This window comes from Neorhizobium petrolearium (genome assembly GCF_029854435.1).
In the GTDB taxonomy this organism is placed as follows: Bacteria; Pseudomonadota; Alphaproteobacteria; order Rhizobiales; family Rhizobiaceae; genus Neorhizobium; species Neorhizobium petrolearium.
The window spans coordinates 637,163-657,583 of the sequence record NZ_CP123000.1 but is presented as its reverse complement, the minus strand read 5'-3'; the positions used below and the strand labels follow the sequence as shown (position 1 = coordinate 657,583).

Annotated in this window: 20 protein-coding genes; 7 read left to right on the top strand and 13 right to left on the bottom strand. The window is 62.7% G+C overall.

The genetic code is table 11. The features are described from left to right. The first annotated feature begins 42 nt into the window (after window positions 1-42). Window positions 43-1,695 carry a choline dehydrogenase gene (betA, locus tag QEO92_RS03320; RefSeq protein WP_037157909.1) on the top strand — a complete coding sequence of 551 codons (1,653 nt, stop codon included), beginning with the start codon at window positions 43-45 and terminating at the stop codon, window positions 1,693-1,695. Between the two features lie 169 nt (window positions 1,696-1,864). On the opposite strand, the gene QEO92_RS03310 is transcribed toward betA, so the two are convergent. Next, on the bottom strand, window positions 1,865-2,335 hold the full coding sequence (locus QEO92_RS03310; RefSeq protein WP_037157912.1) for a hypothetical protein: 471 nt from the start codon (window positions 2,333-2,335) through the stop codon (window positions 1,865-1,867). A gap of 7 nt (window positions 2,336-2,342) precedes the next feature. After that, the gene (locus QEO92_RS03305) at window positions 2,343-2,726 is read right to left on the bottom strand and encodes a DUF6152 family protein (RefSeq protein ID WP_037157915.1); all 384 of its coding nucleotides are present in this window, start codon (window positions 2,724-2,726) and stop codon (window positions 2,343-2,345) included. A 202-nt stretch (window positions 2,727-2,928) separates the two neighbouring features. Between QEO92_RS03305 and QEO92_RS03300 the strand changes: the two genes are divergently transcribed. Further along, window positions 2,929-4,305, top strand: a complete 1,377-nt coding sequence (locus tag QEO92_RS03300) for a chloride channel protein (RefSeq protein WP_227702152.1) — start codon at window positions 2,929-2,931, stop codon at window positions 4,303-4,305. A gap of 16 nt (window positions 4,306-4,321) precedes the next feature. Here QEO92_RS03300 and QEO92_RS03295 read toward each other — a convergent pair whose 3' ends face one another. Further along, entirely contained in the window at window positions 4,322-5,368 is a 1,047-nt protein-coding gene (locus QEO92_RS03295; protein WP_227702151.1) for a sulfate ABC transporter substrate-binding protein, read from the bottom strand. Between the two features lie 318 nt (window positions 5,369-5,686). Here QEO92_RS03295 and greA point away from each other — a divergent pair, with 318 nt between their 5' ends. Beyond that, a complete protein-coding gene (gene greA / locus QEO92_RS03290) occupies window positions 5,687-6,169 on the top strand; it encodes a transcription elongation factor GreA (protein WP_227702150.1) in 483 nt (160 codons plus the stop codon). A gap of 17 nt (window positions 6,170-6,186) precedes the next feature. Next, complete coding sequence (locus QEO92_RS03285) at window positions 6,187-6,927, top strand: carbon-nitrogen hydrolase family protein (RefSeq protein ID WP_227702149.1); 741 nt, start codon at window positions 6,187-6,189, stop codon at window positions 6,925-6,927. 36 nt (window positions 6,928-6,963) lie between these two features. Here the strand turns inward: QEO92_RS03285 and QEO92_RS03280 are convergent, their stop codons facing one another. Continuing rightward, complete coding sequence (locus QEO92_RS03280; RefSeq protein WP_227702148.1) at window positions 6,964-7,422, bottom strand: RrF2 family transcriptional regulator; 459 nt, start codon at window positions 7,420-7,422, stop codon at window positions 6,964-6,966. Window positions 7,423-7,784: 362 nt separating this feature from the next. Between QEO92_RS03280 and QEO92_RS03275 the strand changes: the two genes are divergently transcribed. Genes QEO92_RS03275 through cysN form a run of 3 tightly spaced genes read left to right on the top strand, consistent with a single transcriptional unit; the run spans window position 7,785 to window position 11,063 of the window. Then, window positions 7,785-8,570, top strand: a complete 786-nt coding sequence (locus tag QEO92_RS03275; RefSeq protein ID WP_227702147.1) for a phosphoadenylyl-sulfate reductase — start codon at window positions 7,785-7,787, stop codon at window positions 8,568-8,570. Window positions 8,571-8,608: 38 nt separating this feature from the next. Beyond that, a complete protein-coding gene (gene cysD, locus QEO92_RS03270) occupies window positions 8,609-9,562 on the top strand; it encodes a sulfate adenylyltransferase subunit CysD (protein ID WP_227702146.1) in 954 nt (317 codons plus the stop codon). 1 nt (window position 9,563) lies between these two features. Then, window positions 9,564-11,063, top strand: a complete 1,500-nt coding sequence (gene cysN / locus QEO92_RS03265) for a sulfate adenylyltransferase subunit CysN (protein ID WP_227702145.1) — start codon at window positions 9,564-9,566, stop codon at window positions 11,061-11,063. A 247-nt stretch (window positions 11,064-11,310) separates the two neighbouring features. Here the strand turns inward: cysN and QEO92_RS03260 are convergent, their stop codons facing one another. The 9 genes from QEO92_RS03260 to QEO92_RS03220 form a co-directional block, all read right to left on the bottom strand. After that, complete coding sequence (locus QEO92_RS03260; protein WP_037159753.1) at window positions 11,311-12,267, bottom strand: bile acid:sodium symporter family protein; 957 nt, start codon at window positions 12,265-12,267, stop codon at window positions 11,311-11,313. A gap of 231 nt (window positions 12,268-12,498) precedes the next feature. Continuing rightward, window positions 12,499-12,825 (bottom strand): DUF4387 domain-containing protein, encoded by a 327-nt coding sequence (locus QEO92_RS03255; protein ID WP_227702144.1) that lies wholly within the window; start codon window positions 12,823-12,825, stop codon window positions 12,499-12,501. 21 nt (window positions 12,826-12,846) lie between these two features. Further along, a complete protein-coding gene (locus tag QEO92_RS03250) occupies window positions 12,847-14,205 on the bottom strand; it encodes an acyclic terpene utilization AtuA family protein (protein ID WP_227702143.1) in 1,359 nt (452 codons plus the stop codon). A 166-nt stretch (window positions 14,206-14,371) separates the two neighbouring features. Then, entirely contained in the window at window positions 14,372-15,400 is a 1,029-nt protein-coding gene (locus QEO92_RS03245; protein WP_227702142.1) for a sigma-54 interaction domain-containing protein, read from the bottom strand. Between the two features lie 9 nt (window positions 15,401-15,409). Beyond that, window positions 15,410-16,504 (bottom strand): C45 family autoproteolytic acyltransferase/hydrolase, encoded by a 1,095-nt coding sequence (locus QEO92_RS03240; RefSeq protein WP_227702141.1) that lies wholly within the window; start codon window positions 16,502-16,504, stop codon window positions 15,410-15,412. 10 nt (window positions 16,505-16,514) lie between these two features. Continuing rightward, window positions 16,515-17,519 carry an ABC transporter ATP-binding protein gene (locus QEO92_RS03235; RefSeq protein ID WP_227702140.1) on the bottom strand — a complete coding sequence of 335 codons (1,005 nt, stop codon included), beginning with the start codon at window positions 17,517-17,519 and terminating at the stop codon, window positions 16,515-16,517. Continuing rightward, window positions 17,516-18,523, bottom strand: a complete 1,008-nt coding sequence (locus QEO92_RS03230) for an ABC transporter ATP-binding protein (protein ID WP_227702139.1) — start codon at window positions 18,521-18,523, stop codon at window positions 17,516-17,518. The genes QEO92_RS03235 and QEO92_RS03230 overlap by 4 nt, the downstream gene beginning before the upstream one ends. Continuing rightward, on the bottom strand, window positions 18,520-19,416 hold the full coding sequence (locus QEO92_RS03225; protein WP_227702138.1) for an ABC transporter permease: 897 nt from the start codon (window positions 19,414-19,416) through the stop codon (window positions 18,520-18,522). Before QEO92_RS03225 ends, QEO92_RS03230 begins: the two co-directional genes overlap by 4 nt. Next, window positions 19,413-20,414 (bottom strand): ABC transporter permease, encoded by a 1,002-nt coding sequence (locus QEO92_RS03220; RefSeq protein WP_227702137.1) that lies wholly within the window; start codon window positions 20,412-20,414, stop codon window positions 19,413-19,415. The genes QEO92_RS03225 and QEO92_RS03220 overlap by 4 nt, the downstream gene beginning before the upstream one ends. Window positions 20,415-20,421: the final 7 nt, after the last annotated feature.

Here is a 20,421-nt window from a genome sequence, read left to right as displayed (position 1 = left end):
TGACCGCGCACGACCTCACGAAAACGTCTGGAGAAAACTGATATGCTTCAGGCAGATTTCGTCATCATCGGTTCCGGTTCGGCGGGCTCCGCCATGGCCTATCGGCTGTCGGAGGACGGCAGGTATTCGGTGATCGTCATCGAGGCGGGCGGATCGGATTTCGGGCCGTTCATCCAGATGCCGGGCGCGCTCGCCTGGCCGATGAGCATGAAGCGCTACAACTGGGGCTATCTTTCCGAGCCCGAGCCGAATCTCAACAACCGGCAGATCACCGCGCCGCGCGGAAAGGTGATCGGCGGGTCGTCCTCGATCAACGGGCTCGTCTATGTCCGCGGCCATGCGGAGGACTACAACCGCTGGGAGGCGCTCGGCGCGACCGGCTGGGCCTATGCGGACGTATTGCCCTATTTCAAGCGGATGGAGACTTCCGAGGGCGGAGAGGAAGGCTGGCGCGGCACGGACGGGCCGTTGCATGTCAAGCGCGGGCCGGTGAAGAACCCGCTGTTCCACGCCTTCATCCAGGCGGGCCGGCAGGCCGGCTTCGAGCTGACGGACGACTATAACGGCTCGAAGCAGGAAGGCTTCGGGCTGATGGAACAGACCATCTACAAGGGCCGTCGTTGGTCTGCGGCAAATGCCTATTTGAAGCCCGCATTGAAGCGCCCGAATGTCCAGCTGGTCTACGGCTTCGCCAACAGGATCGTGATCGAGGACGGTCGGGCGGTGGGCGTCGAGATCGAGCGGCGCGGCGTCACCGAAGTGGTCCGGGCGAACCGCGAGGTGATCGTCTCGGCTTCCGCCTTCAATTCGCCGAAACTGCTGATGCTCTCCGGCATCGGGCCTGCCGAGCATCTGAAATCGATGGGTATCGCGGTGAAGGCCGACCGGCCGGGCGTCGGCGCCAACCTGCAGGACCATATGGAATTCTATTTCCAGCAGGTCTCCACCAAGCCCGTTTCGCTCTATTCTTGGCTGCCGTGGTTCTGGCAGGGGGTTGCCGGCGCGCAATGGGTGCTGTGGAAGGGCGGGCTCGGCGCCTCCAACCAGTTCGAGGCCTGCGCCTTCCTGCGCTCCGCGCCGGGACTGAAACAGCCGGATATCCAGTATCACTTCCTGCCTGTCGCGATTTCCTATGACGGCCGCGCCGCCGCCAGAAGCCACGGTTTTCAGGTCCACGTGGGCTACAACCTGTCGAAATCGCGCGGGAACGTGACGCTGCGTTCCGCCGATCCGAAGGCCGATCCGGTGTTGCGTTTCAACTATATGAGCCATACGGAGGACTGGGAAAAATTCCGCCATTGCGTGCGACTGACCCGCGAGATCTTCAGCCAGAAGGCCTTTGACGACTATCGCGGGCCGGAAATACAGCCGGGAGAGAAGGTCGAGACCGATGAGCAGATCGACGCCTTCCTGCGCGAGCACTTGGAAAGCGCCTATCACCCGTGCGGCACCTGCCGCATGGGCCGCGCCGACGATCCCATGGCGGTCGTCGATCCGCAATGCCGGGTGATCGGTGTGGAAGGGCTCAGGGTCGCGGACTCATCGATCTTCCCGCACGTCACCTACGGCAACCTGAACGGCCCCTCGATCATGACCGGCGAAAAGGCAGCCGACCACATCCTCGGGAAAACGCCCCTGCCCCGCTCCAACCAGGAGCCCTGGGTCAATCCGCGCGCGGCGGTGAGCGACCGGTAGTCAGTGGCAATCTTCTTCGCACTGATGGCGGATAGCAAGGATGGTAACGGTTTTAACAGCTTCAATTTCGAAGAGGGCCACATAACCTGCCGAGCCAGTCGCGGTTTTCATGGCTGCACCTCATGCATCGCAATTGCAATGCATGAGGTGCTTATCCTTATCAAAAGGCCTAGAGAAACCCGATCCATCTTCCGGCGATCACCGCGCCGATCCAGATGAGGATGGAGAGCGTGGCGCCGATGCGAAGAGCGGCCGTCGGCGCGCCGCCGGAAAGGACCTCTTTCCAGCCCTTGCCGAAATGGACGACAGCGACGTTGCCGAGGCCGAGTGCAATGAACCCGAGCTTCACGAGGAACGCCGGATTGCCGGCATATTCCACCGGCTTGACGATGAAGAGGCAAAGGCCGGTGACGATGGCGAGCACCAACCCCAACCCGGCCACGCGCGAGAGGTAGGCGGCAACCGCAGACAAAGGCACGGCCGGCTCGAGGCCGAGAAGCAGGATATCCAGCGCCAGGATCGCGCCGAACAGCATGCCGAGCCCAAGAATGTGGGCGGCATTGACCAGGAGGTAGAGCGTCGATGACGTGATCAATGCCCGGGCGATCGGCGTTTCGGCGAGCGGAGCAAGAAATTCCATTCCCGCCTCAGTTCGTCCGGATGCGTTCCGGATAGATGTCGAAGGTCTTGCCCGCAACGACGATCCGGACCGCTTTCATGCGTTTCTCATTGCGGTCTTCGGAGCGGTTGCCCGTGGCGGTGATCTCGTCGCCGACCTGCGCCTGGCCTTCCACGAAGCCGGAGCGGCGGGTCTGGTTCGGATTACCAAGTTCGACGCGCCAGATGCCGTCTTCGGCCTGGACTTCCAGTGTCGGATGCGGCGGGGCAAAGGAAATCGAATGGATGGTACCCTTGAGGTCGATCTGGTCGGCCTCCGCCCAGGACCAGCCGTGATGGGCGGCGGCGGTGCCGGCGAATGCGGCAGCGATCGCAGCTCCGGCAAGAGTGCGGGTGATGGAACGATGAGGCATGGCGGCAGCTCTCCATTTTCTACATCCAGCTGCCCATCAACATGTGACGGCGAGACACCACCGCCAGAGTTTTTCACTGAATCTTGATATCATCTCCCGAAACTTACCCTGGAAATGAACTTTACGGCACATTCTGCGGCCCGCGGCTTGCAATCCATGCCGGGGAAGCGAATAAGCGGAGTCGATCCCAGCCAAGGTCGCCATGCCTGTTTCCTATCGCAAATCGAAGATGTTCCGCCGTTCGCGTGTCATGCGCGTATCCTGGAACGTGTGGAAACCACGGATTGTTTTCTGGATCGGCGCGATAGCAATCGGCTTTGTCAGCGTCGGCTTCGCCCTGGCTGCCGACAGGGCGCAGGACTTTTTCATGCAGCTGACCGAGCTCGGTCCCTATGCGTTCCTGCTGCCGCTCGTCCTGACGCCTGCCGGGTTCGCGCTGTGTGCCTGGCTGGCGTTCGCCGTCTTTCCGAATACCCAAGGCAGCGGCATTCCGCAGGCGATCGCCGCGCGGCACCTGCGCAACGATACCGATCGGCTGGGGCTTCTGTCCCTCAAACTTGCAGTCGGCAAGATCGTCCTCACCATCGTTGGACTGTTCTGCGGCGCCTCGATCGGCCGTGAAGGGCCGACCGTTCAGGTGGGCGCTTCGATCATGCTCGCCGTCGGCCGCGTCGGCGGCATGGCCCAGGCGCGCGGGCTCATTCTCGCAGGGTCCGCGGCCGGCATCGCCGCCGCCTTCAACACGCCGCTCGCCGGGATCGTCTTCGCCATCGAGGAGATGAGCCGAACCTACGAATCCCGCGCCAACGGCCTGGTACTGACGGCCGTCATCCTCTCCGGCCTCGCAGCGCTCGGGCTTGTCGGAAGCTATACCTATTTCGGGGAAACCTCGGTCATGGCCACCTCTCACCTCGACTGGGCGATGGTGGCGATCTGCGGCATTTGCGGCGGTGCGCTGGGAGCCGCGTTCAGCGCCGGCGCAATCCGCGCCTCCCGCAGGATCAGGCGGTGGGCGCATCCAAACCCATTGAAGCGGATGGTCTGGCTTGCTGCAGGCTGCGGGCTGGCGGTGGCGGTCATCGGCCTCATCTCCGGCGGCCAGACCTTCGGCACCGGCTACAAGGAAGCCAGCGCCATGCTGGAAGGCGCAACGGTATCGCCGACCTTCTTCATCGAGAAGCTCGGCGCAACCTTCCTGTCGATGATCTCCGGCATTCCCGGCGGCATTTTCGCGCCTTCGCTCTCGGTCGGCGTCGGCCTTGGGGCGACGCTCGGCACCCTTTTCGGCGCAAGCATCGCACTCTCGGCCTTGCTCGGAATGGCTGGCTACTTCGCCGGCGTCGTGCAGGCGCCGATGACGGCTTTCGTCATCATCATCGAGATGACCGGCGACCACGAGGCCGTCATCCCGATCATGGCCGCTTCCATGCTCGGCTATATCACGTCGCGCATGCTGTCACCCGAACCACTCTATCACGGGCTCTCGCGCGCCTTCATCGCGGCAAGCATCCGCGCCAGGCGGGCGGATCAGCAAGCCGGCAGCGCCCGAAGCCAGGGCGACGCCGTCACCGGTACCTGACGCATGAAGGCGGAAGTCAGCGCGCCCCCGCGACCTGGTCGAAGGTCCCGCCATTGCCGAAATGCTCGGGCTGCGCCTTCTTCCATCCGCCGAAGAGCGGATCGTTGATGGTCACGAGCCTGGTGTCCGGCAAGGCCTGAAGAAGAGACGGATCGACAAGATCCCGGTTGACCGGCCGGTAGAAATTCCTGGCGGCGATCGTCTGCCCCTCCTTCGAGTAGAGATATTGCAGATAGGCTTCGGCGAGTTTCCGCGTCCCGTGCCGGTCGACATTGGCATCGACGATTGCGACCGGCGGCTCGGCCAGGATCGAGATCGGCGGCACGACGACGTCGAATGCATCCTCGCCGAGTTCCTTGTGCGCCAGATAGGCCTCGTTTTCCCATGCGAGCAGGACATCGCCGATCCCTCTGTCCGTGAATGTCGTCGTTGCGCCGCGCGCGCCGGTATCCATCACCGGGACATGGCGAAACAGCTCGCTCATATAGGCCTTGATCTTCTGCTGATCGCCCTTGTATTCCTCGTTCGCCCAGGCCCAGGCCGCCAGATAGTTCCAGCGCGCCCCGCCGGAGGTCTTCGGATTTGGGGTCACCACTTCGACGCCGTCCTTGACGAGATCGCTCCAGTTCGCGATTCCCTTCGGGTTGCCCTTGCGCACCAGAAAGACGATCGTGGATGTATAGGGCGCGGAATTGTTCGGGAACTTCGCTTCCCAGCCGGGCTTTATCCTGCCGCTTATCGCCGAGATGGCATCGATATCACTGCCGAGCGCCAGGGTCACGACATCCGCCTCGAGCCCCTCGATGACCGAACGGGCTTGACGGCCGGACCCGCCATGCGATTGCTCGATGGAAACCGTCTCCCCCGTCTGCGCCTTCCAGTGTTTCGCGAAGGCGATGTTGTATTCCTCGTAGAGCTCCCGGGTCGGATCATAGGAGACGTTGAGGAGCCGGCTGTCGGCATTGGCCGGTGTGAAAAGCCCGACCGTCAGGGAAAGGCCGAGAGCAACGACGCCCAACCTTCTGAAGAACCCCTCGCCAAATTCCCGGGTGAACCGAAACATGGTGTTCCCTCCTGCTGGTTTCACCTAAAACTCTATCGACTAAGTCGTCTTAGTCAATCTGGTGCGAAGAGAACGCAAAATTGTTTCCCCTCGCCGATGCAGTCGGCAAAGAAAGCACTAGCGGTTGGGACATGGAGAGAATGGCTGGGTCGGAAATATCCCGCTTCAGAAAATCGCAATCCTGCCGCAGTCGGGATTCTTGGGAGGATTTCTCTTCGCATATTCTGCATCGGGCGATTGCAACTATATACCGTTCCAGCGAATCCAGGATCGCCGCCTCACCAACCAGACCAAGCCATACCTGAATGGAGTTCGAGATTGAGCGTTGCCTTCACCAAGGAAGAGAGTTCCGAGACAGCCTCGGAAACCCTGCTGCCCGACCGTCCGATTTCTCCCCATCCGAACCTCGTTACGGATGCGGGATTGAGAACACTGGAATTGCAACTGGCTCAAGCTCGCGAGGCCTACAATGCTGCAAATGCAATCGAAGACGTGAATGAGCGGCGGCGGCAGGCAGCAGGCCCTTTGCGTGATCTGCGCTATTTTGCGGAAAGAGTTCGCACCGCCCAGGTGATCCCCTACCCGACTTCAGCGGATACCGTGGCATTCGGCAGCACGGTCACCTTCAGCCGTGAGGACGGACGGATACAGAAATACCGTATCGTTGGAGAGGACGAAGCCGATCCCAAAGCCGGATCGATTTCGTATGTTTCGCCGGTTGCCCGTGCGCTTACCGGCAAGGCGGTCGGGGATGTTGTGACTGTCGGTGATCAGGAACTGGAAATCACCGCGATATCGTAGGACAGAAGCGAAAGCGCATGAAAACCGTCAGGATCGCCGCCGCACAGACGCCGGAATTCAGAAACGACATTGGGACCGCCCTTGCGTGTCTTCGCGAACTCGCCGCACGGGCAGAGGCCGAAGGTGCGAGGCTGCTGTGTTTTCCGGAAGGCTTCCTGCAAGGCTATCTACTGGATGAAGCCTCGGCGCGGCGTGTCGCGCTCGACCTCTCGCTGCCGGAATTCGAGGTGGTACTGCAGCAGTTTCCGAGAACCGGGCCAACGATCGTCGTCGGCATGATCGAGGCCGCGGGCGGTCGGCTCTTCAACACGGCATTGGTCGTCTCGCAAGGCAAGGTCGACGGCGGTTATCGGAAGATTCATCTGCTCGGCGGAGAGAGGATATTCGACGTCGGCCATCAGCAAACCGTCTTCGAGGTCGACGGCCTGCGCTTCGGGATCAATATCTGCTACGACACGAACTTTCCGGAGGCCGCGCGACAGGTCGCCGATCTTGGCGCCTCTCTGATCGTCTGCCCGACCAACAACATGATGCCGCGGCAGAAGGCCGAGATCTTCAGGGACGTCCACAATGCCGTGCGAGGCGAACGATGCCGCGAAACAGGCCTCTGGCTGATATCCTCGGACGTCACCGGCGAGCGCGACGGACGCGTTGCCTGGGGACCAACCGCTGTCCTCAACCCGGAAGGACAGGTTGTAGCACAACTGCCTTTGGAAAGCCCCGGATTGCTGTTTTTCGACGTTCCGACGGCAGGCTAGGCCAACACATCCGCCATCGGACAGAAGCGGAGAGTCTTACGCCGTCAGAAGCTCACGGGCGGCGGGGGGCTTGCTCTCGCCGGTGCCTTCGATGGCATCCGCGATCGTGGTGGTGAACAGCACATTGCGCGTGGCATCGGCAACGCGGGCAAAGACATGGCGAATCTCGCAAAGTTGCTCGCCGTCGCAATCCTCGCATTTCCGGTAGGCGGTCTGTGACAGGCAGGGAAGCGGTGCGATCGGCCCGTCGACGAGACGCAGCACTTCGCCGAAGGTGATGGCGTCGGCCGGTTTCAGCAGAAGATAGCCGCCCTGCTTGCCGCGGCGGCTGATGACGATGCCGGAGCGCTTCAGGTCGAGCAGGATCTGTTCCAGGAACTTCTTTGGAATACTCTGCTGAACGGCGATCTCGGAGATCAGCATCGGCTCGTCTGGATCGGCCTGCGCAAGGGCGGCCAGCGCCCTCAGCGCATATTTCGCTTTCTGGGATATCATCACGCAACCATCGACAAATAGCGCCGCCGCAGGGCCAAAGGCCTCACGGCGCCGCTCATTCAGCTTCGTTTGAGGCATCCACGGGGCCGCCGGACATGGCGCTCAGGGGGTGCATGCACGCAAGCGGAAACCCTGCCTTGCGAGCATGTATCCGGATTAGCCCAAATCATGAGAAATTACAAACCAATGCCGGGGTTTCCGGAGATAAATCCGGTCACTTTTGGTTAAGGCGGCAGGTTTTCTGTGTGAATGCCGCTTTGGAGAGATATTTGCTCTCCATCTCCATGGGAAGAAACGGGTTTTTCTGTCCTTTCGCGCCGCTTGCCGGGATAATCCAGCAATTGCTCACGGAATGAGACCCCATGACCCTTCATGACGCCGCAGGCCAGGACCGGTTGGCCCAAGCCCCGCCGGTAGTGGCTGACACCCTCGCCGCCCAACTCGAAAGCCTGGACCTTGCCGGTCGCCTGGCGCTGGCCGCCGGGCTTGGACATGCCGTCTTCACCACCTCGCTCGGCATCGAGGACCAGGTGATCACCGCTGCGATCGGAACGCACCGATTGCCGATCGAGATATCGACGCTGGAGACGGGCCGACTGTTCAAGGAAACCGTCGACCTGATCGGCGAGACCGAGGAGCGCTACGGCATCGCCATCCGCCGCTTCACGCCCGAACAGGGCGATGTGGACGCCTATGTCGCCAAATACGGCATGAACGGCTTCTACGAAAGCGTCGAGGCCCGCCACGCCTGCTGTCATGTGCGCAAGCTGAAGCCGCTTGCCAGGGCGCTTTCGGCCGCCGACGTATGGATCACCGGGCTTCGCCGCGGCCAGTCGGGCAACCGCGCCGCAACGCCGTTCGCCGAATATGATGCGGAGCGCAACCTCATCAAGATCAACCCTCTTGCTGACTGGGACATGGAGACGATCCGCGCCCATGTGTCGGCCGAGGCCATTCCCGTCAACCCGCTGCATGCCCGCGGCTATCCTTCGATCGGCTGCGAGCCCTGCACCCGCGCTATCAAGCCCGGCGAGCCGGAACGCGCCGGCCGGTGGTGGTGGGAAAACGACGAGAAGCGCGAATGCGGCCTGCATGTGCCGGAAAGCGCCGCCCAGCCCATCCCGCCGGTAAGCCAGATCGCCCGCTAACCCTTTATGTTTGTTTTCCAGACTGCCCGGAGACCGAAATGCTTTTGTCTGTACAGGAAACGGATGTGAAGACCCCGCCCGTTTCCAGACCACCGCTCGATCCGCATCTGAAAGCCCTCGAAAACGAAGCGATCCACATCTTCCGCGAAGTGGCGGCAGAATTCGAAAAGCCGGTGATGCTCTATTCGATCGGCAAGGATTCTTCCGTCCTGCTGCATCTCGCCCGCAAGGCCTTTTATCCTGGTCGCGTGCCCTTCCCGCTTCTGCATGTGGACACGACCTGGAAGTTCCGCGAGATGATCGCGTTCCGCGACGAGATTGCCGCGAAATACGACCTCGACCTCGTGGTGCATACCAATCCGCGCGGCGCTGCCGAAGGTATTACGCCCTTCAGCCATGGTTCGGCGATCTATACCGACATCATGAAGACCGAGGCGCTCAAGCAGGCGCTCGATGCCGGCGGCTATGACGCGGCTTTCGGTGGCGCGCGACGCGACGAAGAGGCATCGCGGGCCAAGGAGCGCATCTATTCCTTCCGAACGCCGGACCACAAATGGGACCCGCGCAACCAGCGCCCCGAACTCTGGAACGTCTATAACGGAATGATCAGACAAGGCGAGAGCGTGCGCGCTTTCCCGCTCTCCAACTGGACGGAAGTCGATATCTGGCGCTACATCCAGGCCGAGGATATTCCCCTCGTGCCGCTCTACTACGCCGCCGAACGGCCTTATGTGGAACGGGACGGGATGATGATCCTCGCCGAGGATCCGCGCCTTCAACTGCTTCCCGGCGAGGTCGTCCAACGGGGCATGATCCGCTTCCGCACGCTCGGCTGCTTCCCGCTCACCGGCGCGATCCGCTCGCACGCCACCACGCTTGAGGAGGTGATCGCCGAGCTCGAGATCGCCACCGTCTCCGAACGGCAGGGCCGCGCGATCGACCGCGACCAGTCCGGCTCGATGGAGAAGAAGAAACGCGAAGGATATTTCTGAGATGACCGCTCATGCCCAAACCGCTTCGGCCACCATCCTGCCCCTGGCCGAACCTTTAAAGGCGGTGCGCGACACACGACCGCTGCGCCTCATCACCTGCGGTTCGGTCGACGATGGCAAATCGACGCTGATCGGCCGCCTGCTGTGGGACACCAAGGCGGTGAAGGAAGACCAGGCGGCAACGCTTGCCCGTGACAGCGGCCAACAGAACGATCTCGGTCTGCCGGATTTCGCCCTCTTGCTCGACGGTCTGCAGGCCGAGCGCGAACAGGGCATCACGATCGACGTCGCCTACCGTTATTTCTCCACCGACCGGCGCTCCTTCATCGTCGCCGACACGCCCGGCCACGAGCAATATACCCGCAACATGGCGACAGGCGCCTCGACCGCCGATCTTGCGGTGCTTCTGGCCGATGCCCGCGCCGGCCTGCTCGAACAGACCCGTCGTCACGCGACGATCGCGGCGCTGATGGGCATCCGGCAGTTCGTGCTGGCGGTCAACAAGATCGACCTCGTGAACTACGACAAGGCTGTCTTCGAGAGGATTTCCCACGAGTTTCGCGAATTCGCCCTGTCGCTCGGCGTGCGCCAGATCACCGCGATCCCGATGTCGGCGCTGAAGGGCGAGAACGTCGTCTATCCGGCCGAAGCTGCGATGCCCTGGTACGACGGGCCGACCTTGATCGAGACGCTGGAGCTCGCAACGGTGCGATCCGGGCAAGCCGGCGGCTTCCGCCTGCCGGTGCAGCGCGTTTCGCGCCCCGGCGAAGGCTTTCGAGGCTATCAGGGCACGGTTGCCGGCGGCTCCATCAAGCCGGGCGACAGCGTCGCGATCCTGCCCTCAGGCACGGTCGCCAATGTCAAGCAGATCGTCACCTTCGATCTGGTGCGTAACGCGGCGGTTGCAGGCGATGCGATCACGCTGGTGCTCGACCGGCAGGTGGATGTGTCCCGCGGCGACATGATCGTCTCGATCGACAGCCAACCGATGACCGGCCACCATTTTGACGCCCAGCTCGTCTCGCTGCAGCCGGGCGGCATCGAACCAGGAAAACGCTATTGGCTGAAGAGCGGTTCGCGCCGCCAGCGTGTTACGGTCGAGCCCTTGTCGCAGCTCGAGCTTGCGACAGGCAAGTGGCTGCCGCATGCCTCGACGCTCTCGATGAACGCCATCGGCAAGGTGCGCCTTTCGTTCGAAGAGCTGGCGGTTTTCGACCCTTACGAACAGAACCGCTCGACCGGCGCCTTCATCCTGATCGATCCCGATACGCTGAACACCGTGGCAGGCGGGATGATCACCGCCAAGCGCGGCGATGTCGGCGGCATCCATCGCAGCCAGGGGGGAGAAGGCCAGCGCGTGGTTCTCTCGCTGCCGGCGGATCTTGCCGAACAGATCATGGCAAGCGAGCTTTTCACAAACCGCCGCGACGAAGCGGAAATCAGGCGCATGACTTCGAAACAGGCCGCGGAGATATTCTCGAACGCCGCAAGCGACATCTGAACGCTGGTGACGGTGATAGGAAAGGGGCCGTTTGGCCCTTCAGGCTGCTGACAAATCTCTCGGCACGCAGGACGTCATCCTCGAGCTTGTCCCGAGGATCTGCCGTCGCTTGCCAAACTCCTGGTTATATTGGGATAATTTCGAGAATATAGACGTGGTCAGATGCTCGGGACAGGCCCGAGCATGACGAAAGAGAACGTTGCCGCCCTTTGTCAGCAGTCTGAAGGGGCCGTTTGCCCCTTTTTTGTCAGTTGGCCGTAGCCGTCTCGCCGGTCCCCTCCTCGGTCCTGCCGGAAAAGAAGTTCGCAAGCAGGGCGCCGGAAATATTGTGCCAGACGCTGAAGATCGCGCTCGGCACGGCGGCCGCCGGCGAAAAATAGGCGGTGGCGAGCGCCGCGCCCAACCCGCTGTTCTGCATGCCGACTTCGATCGCGATCGCCTTGCGCTTGGCAAGCGAAAGCCCGCTTGCCCTGGCGGCGAAGAAACCGAGAAGATAACCGAGCCCGTTATGGAGCACGACGATGGCGAAGATCAGCAGGCCGGACTGGGCGATCGCGCCCTTGCTGGCGGCGACCACCGCCGAGACGATCAGCACGATGCCGATGACGCTGACGAGCGGCAGGGCCGGCACGGCAGCCTTCACGGCACCGGGCAGAAGCTTCTGCAATGCAAAGCCGAGAGCCAGCGGCACCAGGACGACCTTGACGATGCTGATGAACATCGCCCATGCATCGACCGGCAGATACTGGCTGGCGAACAGCCAGACGAGGAAGGGGGTGACGATCGGCGCGGCGAGCGTCGTGACACTGGTGCACGCGACTGACAGTGCGACGTCCCCTTTGCTCAGGTAGGTCATCACGTTGGACGACGTCCCACCGGGGCAGCAGCCGACCAGGATGACGCCTGCCGCGACCTCGGGCGACAAAGGAATGATCCTCGTCAGCAGCACGGCAAGCAGCGGCATGATCAGGAACTGGGAAACGACGCCGATGCCGACATCGAAGGGGCGCTTACCCACTTCCCTGAAGTCGTCGACGGAAAGGGTCAGCCCCATCCCGAACATGATGATGCCGAGCAGCGTGACGATATACGGACCGATCTGCCTGAACAGATCGGGCAGCAGATAGCCGAGCACTGCGAAACCGATGACCCACAGAGCGAAGGTCTTGCCGACAAAGGCAGAGAGCGTTGCGAGCGTTTTCAACATGGCCTCCTTCAAATGAAGGGCGCGCAATACGCCGACTGTCGAAGGCGTCAAGGCCAGCGAAGAGCAAAAGTGTCCATTTCCATGGCGGGATTCACGCTTCTCGACCATGATTGACGAAGAAACCCGTCAGAAGGCTTAAGGGACATTCCGGCGATACGATCTCGCAAAGCCCGGCCGCCGCCGATCAAACCGACGCAGGCCGGAAGCCGAAGGCATGCCTTTGCCTTCCTAATCCGGCATGTTCACTTCCACGTCCAGGAAGGGCGCGTATTGCTGCGCGCCGAAGATGTCCGCATCGCCGGGGCTGCCGCTCGGCCGGAGCCGAAGGATGGTGAACTTGATGGCGCAGGCGGGATCGTATTCGACGAAATCGGTCAATCGAGCCGGATCGGCGTTCAGGATGCGGCAGACGGATTGGCGCGTCAGCACCCCGGAACGCTTTACCTTTTCGTAAGTGTCTCGCTCCCGGAAGATGATGTCGAAGGTGATCTTGTCGGTTCCGGCATTCTTGCTGCGGATGGTCTTGGCGAGATCGGAGAGTTTCTTCACGCTCATGATTGGTTCTTTCCCGGCTTTTCAGCCGACGATCGCAGTATGGGTGGGGAAAAGTTCGAGCGGATCGCTGACGGCCATCGTGTGGTTGATCGTCCAGCGATAGGCCGGGCTTGCCGGCATCACCTCGTCCAGCACGAAGGAAACACCGCCGGCCGTGCCTTTGACATCCGGCAGCCGCGCATAGAAAAGCTGGCGCGTGCCGGTGATCGTGACTTCCTCAGCCATTTCCTTGGTCGGCGCCACGCCCTGCACGACGATCAGGAGTTCATGGCCGGGCTTGTCCTTCAGCGGCTCCAGATCGCCCATGATGCCATTGCGCCCGAAGACGTTGTAATGCAGTTCCCAACCCTCGTCACCGAAGCGCTCGCGGACCTGGGTGCGCGCCCATTCAATCACCTCGTCCACATGGGCGATGGTGTAGGGGTCACGGATACCGGCCATGCCGACAAAACGCTCGCCGATCTTGCCCGAGCCTTCCAGCTTAACACGGAACTCTTCGGCCGGAACGAAACGCATTCCGGTGACGCGGGTGGTCTTTTCGGAAACCTGCTCATAGACACAATCGGTCATGTCGAGCATGCCGCCCGCCACGAATTCATGGAACGGATTGGAGCGCTCGTACATCGCATGGCCGGCAACCGAGGCGATGGTGCAGCGCTGGGCGGGTGACATGGCCGTCACTTCCACCCAATCCTTCGTCACCTCCCCGAGCACCGTTTCCTTCGCTCCATAAGGTTCGGCGCAGAAGGAGGCGCATTCCAGCACCTTGCCGAGATAATAGGATTGTGCCTCGGGAAAGCCCCGTGCCAGTGCTGCGCCGGCGAAGACGGCGCTGTCGGAGGATCGCCCGCCGATGATGACGTCGCAGCCCTGATCCAGAAGCGCGCGGAACGGATGCACGCCCGCCATGGCGACGATACGGGACGTGGCGTCCAACTCCTCTTCCGTCAGCGCCTGCCGGGCATCGAGCCCCTGGATGGTCGAGCCGGAGCGGATCTTCTCGCGCACCAGTTCCTTGTCCACCTCGGAATAGAACCAGCCGAGCTTGAACGGCGGCAGTTTGTGGCGGGCGGCAATCTCGCGGATCATCTCCACATACATGTCGACGCGGCTGTTCGTGCCGGTATCGCCCGACGAGCCGATGATCATCGGCACGCCGATGCGGCGGGACGCGAGCAGCATCTCTTCGAGATCGTGCTCCTGCCAGGCTTTCGGACTGGCACAGATGTCATTGCCGAGTGGCACGGGACCGATATCGTCGCTGCCGGAATCGGCGGCTATGAAATCCGGCCCGGCCTCGACGCCGATGTGGAAGCTCCCGGGCTTCAGGGGCGCAAACCCCAGATGGCCGTTCGGGCAGATGATCTTCAGCGACTGCATGCATGTAACTCCCGCAGCAATGATTGTCATGGCAGCGATTATGCATGGCTCGTGCCAACCTGGTTTCGGGCTGGCAAACGTTTGTTTTTAAAGGAATTCCAGCATCTTTCGCATCATCGTGCATGGCCTCGCGCGAATTTCACGCCGCATGCAGGAAAATCGCGCATCAAGCGCCGGCCAGCCCTAGCTTGATCATCTGATGACGCAGAGCATGACGGCTGAGCTTCAAAGCGGCGGCGGCCTGCTGGACATTGCCGCCTGCGGCTGAAAGCGCCTGCTGTACGAGCTGTTTCTGGAAGGCGGCACTTGCGTTGTGAAAGCCAAGGCCGGCGAAATCCTGTACGCCCGCAACAGATGGTATCGCGGGAAGCACAGTGGCGGAATGGGCGCGGGCGGTGCGCAGGATACGATCCGGCAGGTGGCGCGGCAGGATCATGTCCTCCTCTTCCAGGATGAAGATGCGCTCGATCAGGTTTTCGAGTTCGCGCACGTTGCCGGGCCAGGGATAGGAGAGGAAAATCCGCGCCGCCTCGTCGCTCACGCCGCGGATCGACCGGCCGTATTGCTCGTTGAACTTGTCGATGAAATGCCGGGCGAGGATCAGCACGTCCTCGCCACGTTCGCGCAGGGAGGGAATGTTGAGCGCGATCACCTGCAGCCGGTAATAGAGGTCCTCGCGGAAGCGGCCGGAATTGACCTCCGACAGCAGGATCTTGTTGGTCGCCGCTATGAAGCGCACGTCGACCGCTGTCGTCTTCACGGCACCGACGCGGCGGAAATTCTGGGTGTCGAGCAGGCTTAACAGCTTTGCCTGCAAAACGAGATCCAGTTCGCGGATTTCGTCGAGGAAAATCGTGCCGTGATTGGCGGCTTCCACCAGCCCCGTCTTCTTCTCCGTCGCGCCGGTGAAGGCGCCCCGCTCATGGCCGAACAGCTCCGATTCCATCAGGCTCGACGGGATGGCGGCGCAGTTGAGATCGACGAATTCCTTTGTCGCGCGCGCTGATTGCTGGTGCAGCATGCGCGCCACAAGTCCCTTGCCGGTGCCGGTCTCACCGTAGATCAGCACGGTGCGGGTCGGACTTGCGGCGACGCGGGTCACGAGCTTGCGCAGCGCGTGAATGCTTTCGTGCGCGCCGATAATCTCGCCCTCGTAACGCGCCATGCGCGGCTCCTGATCCAGCTTGCGGGCCATCCTGCCACCTCAGCCGGTCAGATCGTAGACCCGCCACCGGCCTTCGCAGGGATTGCCCTCCAGAAAGTACAGCTGGAGCATATTACAGGCAAAGATCGCGGAGGAAATGGTGCGGGCTGCGTCCTTTTCGCCGTGCTGGCACAGCGGTCCGCAATGCGGCCCGTCCGCGGCATGGGTCGCCATCAGCCGCGCGGCACGGGGTACCGTCCAGTCGCCCACCGGCACCTCTCTCGAAAGGTAGGCGAAACGGTCGAAGGAATTGGCGTCGATGCGGTCGCCGTCATCGGTGAAATTGAAGGGGGAGAGTTCCGGCGAGACGAAATGGTTGGTGCGCCAGACGCGGCGCCCCTCCTCGACACCCAGAAGGTCCGTGCCGAACTCCACCGAGGCCACGTGTCCGTACCGGTCGGCGAGCGTGACCGAACCACCGCCGGCATGCCGTCTCGCCCGCAGGAACGCGATGGCCTCCGGCACCGAGCGACAGGTGGCGAGGATGCGCGTCATTGCAAAGTAACGCAGCCAGCCGATGCCATGGCGGCGGCTGCCGATATGGGTATCGACCAATGCGAGGCCGGCGGCATTGATGCCGCTCGAATAGGCGCCGGGGCTGCCTGCGCTGCCGACGCAGAGCATCCTGCCGGTCTCGATGTCCGGCCCCTCATGCAGAAAGACGCGCTGGATGCCGACATGGATGCCGGAAAAGTCGCGGTTCTTGACGACAAGCGGACCTTCCGGCCCCTCGCCAATCGCGAAGGTGGAGCAGCCGTCTGCATCGAGCCCCGCCCCCTTGCTCAGATCCCGGAGAAGGCTGAGATGCTGATGGATGAAAAGCTCGTCCTCCGGCAGGTCGAAGCCTTCGGCGATACCCGCAAGTTCCGCCATCGTGTGGGGATCGCTTTCCAGAAGGAAAGCGCGCTGGCGATGCAGAAATTCCAGCGCCGCTGCATCGAGCACGCCTTCGGCTCTCGCCTGCTCCACGCGGCCGATCGTGGCGGCGAAAACGGTCTCGTGCGCGACCCCGGCGGCAGCCTGCGCCAGGCCGCGCTCGAAGGCGGTGCCGGTGAGGCGGACGGGAAAAGCAGGTTCGACAACAAAGGCGGTCATGACGTCATCATCATCCTTGCACAAGCTCTTCGGCGAAATGGCAGGCGGCGGTGTGGCCTTCGCCGACCGTGCGGACGACAGGCACGTCCGTCCGGCAACGCTCCACCGCCAGCGGACAGCGGGTATGGAACTTGCAGCCGGGCGGCGGCGCCTGCGGAGAAGGCAGATCGCCGGTAAGCTTCACCCGCTTGCGCAAGCCCGGAGAATCCACATCCGGCACTGCCGACAGCAGGCTTTGCGTATAGGGATGGCGCGGCGATTGCAGCACCCGCTCCACCGGTCCCATCTCGACGATCTCGCCGAGATACATCACCGCCACACGATCGGAGAGATAGCCGATCACCGAAATATCGTGCGAGACGAAGAGATAGGTGAGGCCGAGTTCGCGTTTCAGCTCTATGAGCAGCTTGATGATCTGCGCCTGGATGGATACGTCGAGCGCCGAGACCGGCTCGTCGCAGACGATGAAGCGCGGGTTGCTGATCAGCGCGCGGGCAATGCCGATGCGCTGGCGCTGTCCCCCCGAGAACTGGTGCGGATAGCGGTCGAGATGGGCCGCCTTCAGACCGACGCGCTCCATGATCGCCGCCACCTTGTCGCGCGCTTCCCGGCCGCTCTTCGCCAGGTTATGCAGTTTCAGCGGCAGGCCGACGATTTCCGCCACCGTGCGGCGCGGATTGAGCGAGGCATAGGGGTCCTGAAAGATGATCTGCATATCGCGGCGCATGGCCTTGAGTTCTGCCGGGGAAAGCGCCGTCACGTCTGCGCCGTCGAAGGTGACGCGTCCGGCCGTCGGTTCGTGCAGGCGCAGGACGGCTCGCCCGAGCGTGGACTTGCCGCAGCCACTTTCGCCGATCAGCCCCAGCGTTTCGCCGCGGGCGACCGTGAAGCTGACGCCGTTGAGCGCCCGGATGCTGATCGCCGGCCGCCCGGCCAGGCGGTCCATGAGGCTCCGACGCCCGCCGTAATGCTTGACGAGGCTTTCGACCCTGATGAGTGGTTCCGACACGGTCATGGCCTTGTCTCCTCTTCGAGCCGGATGCAGCGGGCGCGGCGGGCAGCGCCGATTTCGCGCATGGCGATCGGCTGAAGGCAGGCATCGATGCGCTCGCGGCAGCGCGAATAGAACCGGCATTGCGGCGGCAGGCCGATCAGGTCCGGCACCTGCCCCTCGATCGGCTCGATCGGCTGGCCGCGCAGCGAAAGACGCGGGATCGAACGCAGCAGCCCCTTGGTATAGGGATGGCGCGGATCGCCGATCACCGCGGCGGTCGGCCCTTCCTCGACCACCTGGCCCGCATAGAGCACCATCACCCGGTCGCAATATTCCGACACCACGCCGAGATCGTGGGTGATCAGCACCACGCTCATGCCAAGCCTTGTGCGAATATCCGCAATCAGTTCCAGCACCTGCGCCTGGATGGTGACGTCGAGCGCCGTCGTCGGCTCGTCGGCGATCAGGAGCTTGGGCCGGCAGGCGAGCGCAATCGCGATCATGATGCGCTGACGCATGCCGCCGGAGAACTCGTGCGGGTAATATCTGAGCCTCTCATCGGCGGAGGGAATGCCGACCAGGGTCAGCATTTCCACCGCCTTTTTCCGTGCAGCTTCGGTTCTCGCGCGTCCACCGGAAGGCAAAGTCTCGTCATGCGCATAGAGCACTTCGAGGATCTGCTCGCCGACCGTCAGTGCCGGATTGAGGGCGGTCAGCGCGTCCTGCATGGTCATCGCGATATGGCGTCCGCGGATGCGGCGCAGTTCCTTCTGCGAAAGCGCGCGAAGATCGCGCCCCTCGAAGCGGATCGCACCCTCTTCGATGCGGCCGGGACTTCTCACCAGGCCCATGACTGAAGCAAAGGTGACGCTTTTGCCGGAGCCGGATTCGCCGACCACGCCGAGACATTCGCCGGGGCGGACGTCGAGATCGACGCCATCGACGGCACGCACCTCTCCGGCGCGCGTATCGAACACGGTGCGCAGGCCGCGCACTTCGAGAAGATTGCCCATCGCGCCGGTCATTCGTGGAACCTCGGATCGAAGGCGTCGCGCAGGCCCTGGCTCGCGACGTTGATGACCAGCACCAGCGTCAGGATGGCGAGCCCCGGAAAGGTGCTGACCCACCAGGCTTCGAGGATGAAGGCGCGCCCGTCGGCCACCATCGAGCCCCAGGAGGCGGTGGGCGGCTGCACGCCGAGACCGAGGAAGGAGAGGCTCGCTTCGAGAATGATGACGTCCGCCATGCGGATGGTGGCGACGACCAGAACGGCGGAGAGCACATTCGGCATGATCTCGCGGATCATGATATGGAAACGCGAGGCGCCGAGCGCACGCGCGGCCTCGACATATTCCAGTTCGCGCACGGCGAGCGTCTCGCCGCGCACCACGCGGGCCGGGATCACCCATTCCTTGTAGACCAGCGCCAGGATGATGTTGACCAGACCCGGCCCCATCATCGCCATCAGGCCGATGGCGAAGATGAGATAGGGAAAGCCGAGCAGGATGTCGATCAGCCGCGAGATCAGCGTATCCACCCAGCCGCGCAGATATCCGGCGGCAAGCCCGGCGAGAATGCCGATGACGGTGGCGACGGCAACGACCACCGTGCCGATGAAGATCGATATGCGGGCGCCGTAGATGATGCGCGAGAAGATATCGCGGCCAAGCGCGTCGCATCCAAGCAGATAGGCCCATTCGCCGCCCGGCATCCAGGCGGGCGGCTGGAGGCGACGGAACAGGTCCGTCTCGTTCGGATCCTGCGGCGCGATCCAGGGCGCGAAGGCGGCCATGACGACGAAGCCGAGCAGGATGACGGCGCTTGCCACGGCCAGGCGGTTTTCCGCGAAGGTGGCGAGGTTGCGCCGGAAAAGCGAGGCGGCGGGCGAAGCCGTCGCCGGATCGGATACGGCGCTCATAGTTTCACTCTCGGATTGAGGACCGTGTAGAGAATGTCGGCCACGAAATTCATCAGCACGTAGGTGACGGCGTAGAGAAGCACGGCCGCCTGCACGAGCGGGTAGTTGCGCACGAAGATGCTCTCCACCACCAGCCGCCCGAGGCCGGGCCAGCCGAATACGGTCTCGACGATCATGTTGCCGCCGAGCAGCGAGCCGGTTTCGATCGCCGCGACCGAAACGGTCGGGATGAGCGCGTTCTTCAGTGCATGTCGGAAGAGGATGCGCCTGCGGCTGATGCCCTTGGCCTCGGCGAAGGCGACGTAGTCCTGCCGCATTACCTCCAGCATGGCGGTGCGTGTGACGCGCGTCAGAATCGCCGTCATCGGCAGGCCGAGCGTGATCGCCGGCAGCAGGATATGCTTCAGCGCGTCGAGGAAGGCGGAGAAGCGGCCTTGGAGCAAGGTATCGATCAGCAGGAAGCCGGTGACGGACGGCACCTCGCTTTCGAAACCGATGCGTCCCGAAACCGGCAGCAGCCTCAGATGCACGGCAAACAGCATCAAAAGCAGGATACCGAACCAGAACCCCGGCAGCGACACGCCGAATAGCGAGCCGACGGTAGCGATGCGGTCGATGATCGTATTCTTGTGGATGGCCGCCGCCACACCGAGCGGAATGGCGGTGGCGAGCGCGATCAGCATCGCCACGAGGCTCAGTTCGATGGTCGCCGGCAGGCGCTCTGAAATCACCTCGCTGACCGGGCGCCGATGAAAATAGCTGGTACCGAAATCCCCCTGGACGGCATTGCCGAGAAAATTCAGGAACCGTTCCGGCAAAGGCCGATCCAGGCCGAGATCGCTGCGCAACAGCGCTTCCTGCTCGGCCGTCATGTTCTGGTCGCCGATCATGATCTCCACCGGATCGCCCGGTGTGAGCGCCAGCATCAGAAAGACGATGAGGCTCACACCGAGAAGAACGGGGATCAATTGCAGCAGACGTTCGAGAAACCTACCCACGTCCTGC